Origin of the sequence: Coleofasciculus sp. C1-SOL-03, from assembly GCF_040220555.1 — a bacterium.
In the GTDB taxonomy this organism is placed as follows: Bacteria; Cyanobacteriota; Cyanobacteriia; order Cyanobacteriales; family Coleofasciculaceae; genus Coleofasciculus.
Genome location: NZ_JAVJUO010000221.1, coordinates 21091 through 27090, shown reverse-complemented (window position 1 = coordinate 27090; position 6000 = coordinate 21091). Strand labels below are relative to the sequence as shown.

At 44.2% G+C, this 6000-nt stretch carries 4 protein-coding genes and 2 CRISPR repeat arrays (1 of these 6 only partly in view); all 4 genes read left to right on the top strand.

The features are described 5' to 3' along the window. The first annotated feature begins 340 nt into the window (after positions 1-340). Entirely contained in the window at positions 341-1120 is a 780-nt protein-coding gene (locus RIE73_RS33930; RefSeq protein ID WP_446405359.1) for a reverse transcriptase domain-containing protein, read from the top strand. Positions 1121-1302: 182 nt separating this feature from the next. Next, positions 1303-2307: a CRISPR-associated endonuclease Cas1 gene (gene cas1, locus RIE73_RS33925; protein WP_446405361.1), complete on the top strand. Its 1005-nt coding sequence runs from the start codon at positions 1303-1305 to the stop codon at positions 2305-2307. A gap of 286 nt (positions 2308-2593) precedes the next feature. Continuing rightward, a CRISPR array of direct repeats spans positions 2594-4297; the repeat unit is 36 nt; unit sequence CCCTACCGATTGGGTTAAATCGGATTAGTTGGAAAC. Between the two features lie 298 nt (positions 4298-4595). Next, positions 4596-5150, top strand: coding sequence for a Uma2 family endonuclease (locus RIE73_RS33920; protein WP_446405358.1), 555 nt, complete (start codon positions 4596-4598; stop codon positions 5148-5150). A 33-nt stretch (positions 5151-5183) separates the two neighbouring features. Next, positions 5184-5459, top strand: a complete 276-nt coding sequence (gene cas2, locus RIE73_RS33915; RefSeq protein ID WP_446405357.1) for a CRISPR-associated endonuclease Cas2 — start codon at positions 5184-5186, stop codon at positions 5457-5459. Between the two features lie 217 nt (positions 5460-5676). Continuing rightward, positions 5677-6000: direct repeats of the CRISPR family, unit length 36 nt; unit sequence CCCTACCGATTGGGTTAAATCGGATTAGTTGGAAAC (it continues 862 nt past the right edge of the window).

Genomic DNA, 6000 nt, shown 5'->3' with positions numbered 1-6000 from the left:
GTACAAAATTAGGTTCGGTCAAGCTAACTTCTAAAAGCCGAAACGCCCGATTTTTCGTTCTCACTCTTCCTTGTCTACTGGTCTACCTGTCTTCCTTGTCTTACCTCAACCCCAATCTTAAAAAACCTACCCTTATGAGCTGGGGGTGAGGGGTTGAGCTTAAGTTGACACCAATGACGCCCCGTGCGCCCGATTCAATCCCAAGGAAGGCAACACCTCGACTTAGCTCAATCCCTTGATAAGTTAGCTTTTTTCTTTCCTATTCCCTATTCCCTATTCCCTGTTCCCTGTTCCCTAATCTCAACCGTTAACTTTAATTGTGTCCACCCACTTATAAACGATGATGAACAGAATTTCCCACCCCGATTACTCAACAACTCTGATTGATGAATTCCTCAGTTTAAACAACTTCCAACACGCCTGGGAAAAGGTAGCAGAAAAACGCGGTTGTGCTGGGGTAGATGGAGAGACGATTAATCGATTTGCTGAGAATCAAACCGTTAATATTTATCAACTGCGGCAAGCCGTTGCCCAGGGAAGTTATGAACCGTTTCCTTGTAAGCAGGTGGTTATTCCCAAACGAAATGGCAAGCAACGGGAGTTAAAAATTCCTACAGTGAGGGATAGAATTGTCCAGCAGGCGTTATTAAATATCCTCTGTCCATTAATGGAGCAGACGTTTTCTACTGCCAGTTTTGCTTACCGTCCCAATTTATCTTATCTCAATGCGGTAGAAACTGTTGCCCAGTGGCGAGATCAGGGGTATCAGTGGGTGTTGGATGCGGATATTGTTAAGTTTTTTGATACTATCGACCATCAGCGGTTATTACAACAGGTTCGGTTCCATATCAATCATTCCGGGATTTTATGTTTAATCAAGTCTTGGCTATCAGCCGGGGTGTTAACGGAAGCTGGGGTGATGGTGTCCCAAAAAGGGATTCCCCAAGGGGCGGTAATTTCGCCAATTTTGGCAAATATTTATTTGCATGAGTTTGATGAATGGGTGACAGCAACGGATTTAAAGTTGGTGCGATATGCTGATGATTTTCTGGTTTTGGCTCAGACTCAAGCGCGGATTTTAGAGGCGAAGTTAGAAGTCATTAATCTATTGGGGGAATGAGGGGGGTGGGGGACGGAAGGGGGATCAAAAAGGGGGACGGGGGGTTAGGTCAAGACAATGGTGGGAATGTGATTAATATTGGCACATTACATCAACCGTTTCTGGCAGAGGTAGAGACAGAATTAACTCTGCAAAGTGAAGCGGATAACTCTGTTGTTCAAAAAAATAGTTGGCATCGAGAAATGGCAGCAATTTATCTGATAGAACAAGGCACGACAATTTATAAGGAATACCAACGGTTTATTATCTATGTATCTGAGAAGCCGAAACTGGAAGTGCCGATTCGAGAAGTACAGCAAATTCTGGTGTTTGGGAATATACAATTATCAACGCCAGTGATGCAAGTTTGTTTGCGAGAACAAATAGCGGTAGTGTTTATGAGTCAAAGTGGTCGCTATCACGGTCATTTATGGAGTGCTGAATTTCGGGATTTAGATCAGGAGTTGGTTCAGGTTAGACGGTGGGGTGATCAGGCGTTTCAGTTTCAGGTATCTCAGGCAATTGTTTATGGCAAGTTGATGAATTCTAAGCAGCTTTTGTTGCGATTTAACCGGAAGCGCAAACTGCCGGATGTGGAACGGGTAATTATGGGGATTAATCAAGATATTGAGGCGTTAAAGTTTAGTGAGAGTTTGGATAGGTTGCGGGGTTATGAGGGAATCGGGGCGGCAAGGTATTTTCCGGCGTTGGGTCAGTTGATTACGAATTCTAAGTTTGAGTTTTCTTTGCGGAATCGTCAACCGCCGACTGACCCAGTGAATTCGTTGTTGAGTTTTGGGTATACGCTTTTGTTTAATAATGTTTTAGGGTTTATTATTGTTGAAGGGCTTTCCCCTTATTTGGGGAATTTTCATTATGGGGAACGGCAGAAACCCTATTTGGCGTTTGATTTGATGGAGGAGATGAGGTCGGTTGTTGTCGATAGTTTGGTTGTTAAAATTATTAATAATTCGGTTTTCAAGCCCCAGGATTTTGACATTGTTCCCAGTACGGGAGGGGTTTATTTGAATCAATCGGCAAGGCGGGTATTTCTCAAACAATTTGAAACTCGCATGAATGAGGAAGTTTCTCATCCAGATGTGCAGTCAAAAGTTACTTATCGTCAGGCGATTCAATTACAAGTCAGACGATATAAACAGAGTTTATTGGCTGGGGTTCCCTATGAAGCTTTTTTAAGAGCGACGTAAATGCTGGTGGTTGTCGTGTATGATAGTCCTGATGATAAGGGAAGCGCCCCAACCTCCGCCAAAGTATTATGTTATCTAGGTTTGAGGGGAATTTTCAGTTCTTCATCTACACACCTCGGCAAATCGCTGAAACGCTATATTTTTCGTTGAGGTGTGTCGATGGCTTACAGGGAGAGGGTTTGAGGTATGTGTTGGAGTCAATTTTGGGCAGGATGTGTTAGACTTTTTGGAGGTGTGTCGATTCGGCGGCTGAAACCCTTACTGGGTAAGGGCTGCTAGACGAACTCCCTACCGATTGGGTTAAATCGGATTAGTTGGAAACACTTCCTTCTTCGTATACGGGGAAGCTGCAAATTTCCCCTACCGATTGGGTTAAATCGGATTAGTTGGAAACAGTTCCTTCAGTCTCAACTTCCCCTTCGGGAGAAACCCTACCGATTGGGTTAAATCGGATTAGTTGGAAACTGTAGTCCTGCAACCATCCCGTACCGAACGAGAGACCCTACCGATTGGGTTAAATCGGATTAGTTGGAAACTTTTCGTCAGGTCGTAATGGTCAAACTGACCAACAGCCCTACCGATTGGGTTAAATCGGATTAGTTGGAAACTTTTCCCTGTACGACTACGACCAGCATGAGTAGCAAACCCTACCGATTGGGTTAAATCGGATTAGTTGGAAACGACACCCCCGTTCGCATCGCACTTAGCTGAAATCCTTTCCCTACCGATTGGGTTAAATCGGATTAGTTGGAAACTATGTCGTAGCAATAAAATTGAAACGGCACTTTAGACCCTACCGATTGGGTTAAATCGGATTAGTTGGAAACGCTGTTACCTGCCGAGATTACAGGGCCATACTGTATCCCCTACCGATTGGGTTAAATCGGATTAGTTGGAAACACAATACCTAGGTTTTCCTCCTGCACAAGCTCCCCGCTTCCCTACCGATTGGGTTAAATCGGATTAGTTGGAAACGATAAAGTTACGAGCCTTCGTCCCGGGCGAAAGATCGGTATAGAGCGCCCCTACCGATTGGGTTAAATCGGATTAGTTGGAAACATGGAAGAGAAAAGTCGGGGCGACAGGGAAATCCTTCCCTACCGATTGGGTTAAATCGGATTAGTTGGAAACCTCGGGAACTCTACCTGTTTAGAGTTGGCCTCAACCCTACCGATTGGGTTAAATCGGATTAGTTGGAAACCCAGAGTCGGCTGGACCGAATATTTCAACCAGATTAGCCCTACCGATTGGGTTAAATCGGATTAGTTGGAAACATGCTGGTAGTCAACATCATATTGACCGTTTCGGATTGCCCCTACCGATTGGGTTAAATCGGATTAGTTGGAAACGTTTTCTCTCATTGTTTTCTCTCGTTTTTGCTTGTACCCCTACCGATTGGGTTAAATCGGATTAGTTGGAAACTTATGGTCAAACCCGATCAAAATACTTTGCAGCCCTACCGATTGGGTTAAATCGGATTAGTTGGAAACCATTACGGTATGTGTGTGCTTGTTTTTCCAGGGTCTCACCCTACCGATTGGGTTAAATCGGATTAGTTGGAAACTTTGATTCCTGGATCCAAGCTGCTAAAGTCACTAGATTCCCTACCGATTGGGTTAAATCGGATTAGTTGGAAACCAATGTACTTTCCTGCCTGACCACCATCAACAACTTCCCTACCGATTGGGTTAAATCGGATTAGTTGGAAACGCTGTCTACTTCAAAGGGGGCTCCAAAGTAGCACCCTACCGATTGGGTTAAATCGGATTAGTTGGAAACTAGCCTTCCGTAGACGATCCGGGTACCAGACCCTACCGATTGGGTTAAATCGGATTAGTTGGAAACGTGCGATCGCTCTCTGTTGTATAGTGGTCGTATACGACCCTACCGATTGGGTTAAATCGGATTAGTTGGAAACGAAGAAAAAGAAACTTTGGAACCCAAAAATACAGCTCCCTACCGATTGGGTTAAATCGGATTAGTTGGAAGGGTGGGTTATCCCACCCTTTTTCTTTAGCTGTGCCACATTCACCCAACCCAAATGACAAATAAAGAAAACCCCTTTTCCATCCTGGAGTTAAAAATAGTCAAAAGTTACCTAAGCTGTTCGGCATTTAAACCTTAATGTCAATAATGGTGAAATCCTTGTAGTGCGTTAAGCGAAGCCATGCCGCAGGCTTTGCATCTTGCTCGCTACTAATACCCAATTTAAATGCATGACAGCTTATGGGAGAATAGGATTTGAGCCCTACAATAGACTCAATGAGAGCTACCCAAAGACAAAATCCATGATTGCTGTCCCACATTACATTAGTCCTAAAGACTATCTCGACATCGAACACCAAAACCCGATTCGGCATGAATATCGGCGCGGCTTAGTCTATGCTATGGCGGGTGGTACAGATAATCACGATCGCCTTGCTCTGAACCTCCTAACCCTGATTAACTTACATTTAGGTGACTCAGAATGCCGATTTCACTCCGGTAATGTGAAGGTTAACTACCAGGATGAGTTTTATTACTATCCTGATGCGTTTGTCACCTGTGATCCACGCGATCGCGATAACCGCTACATCAAGCGATATCCCAAACTAATTGCTGAAGTTCTCTCACCCAGCACACAAGCCTTCGACTTGGGCGAAAAATTTGATGACTATCGACAGATTGAATCTTTAGAGGAATATGTCTTAATTTTTCAAGAAAGTCAGCGCGTAGAATGCCGTCGTCGCACCTCGGCGAATACCTGGGAAACGGTTATTTATGGAACAGGCGATCGCGTTTCACTCAAAAGTATTGACCTGGAATTTGCGATCGCCCAACTGTATCGCGGTCTTGATGGGTAGGAAAAGTTATCCGCGTTCCCCTTTATCAGTCAAATGTTAGTAGTTGTCGTGTATGATATTCCTAATGATAAAAGACGGACGAAGTTGTCCAATTTTCTAGAAGGATATGGGCGACGAGTTCAATTTTCTGTGTTTGAATGTTTTTTGAGTTTGGAGGAAATGCGCCAGCTTTATGAAAAAGTGAAAAAGTTAGTCAAGCCTGCCGAGGATGATGTGCGATTTTACTGGATATCCGAGGAAGCGGTGTCAAGGGTGTTGGTGATTGGTGGGGAAGCACCCCAACCGCCGCCAAAGTATTATGTTATCTAGGTTTGGGGGGATTCGGGGTGATTTTTGAGGTGGGGAATCGACACCACTTGTCAAATCACCAAAACCCTATATTTTTCGTTGAGTGGTGTCGATGCCTTACGTGGAAAGGATTTGAGGTATGGGTGGTAAGCAATTTTGGGCAGGATGCATTATAATTTCAGCAGTGGTGTCGATTTGGCGGCTGAAACCCTTACTGGGTAAGGGCTGCTAGACGAACTCCCTACCGATTGGGTTAAATCGGATTAGTTGGAAACGATGTAATAACTACTAGCAATGAGTGGAGTGACCCTACCGATTGGGTTAAATCGGATTAGTTGGAAACTAGTTACTCTGCAGAAGGATTTTGACCTTCTTTTTCCCTACCGATTGGGTTAAATCGGATTAGTTGGAAACTTTTTTCCCAAGGGATAGAGCAAATCAACCCCCGTAACCCTACCGATTGGGTTAAATCGGATTAGTTGGAAACGAAATGTTGGACATCATGCGAAACAATGTACTGCCCTACCGATTGGGTTAAATCGGATTAGTTGGAAACGATATT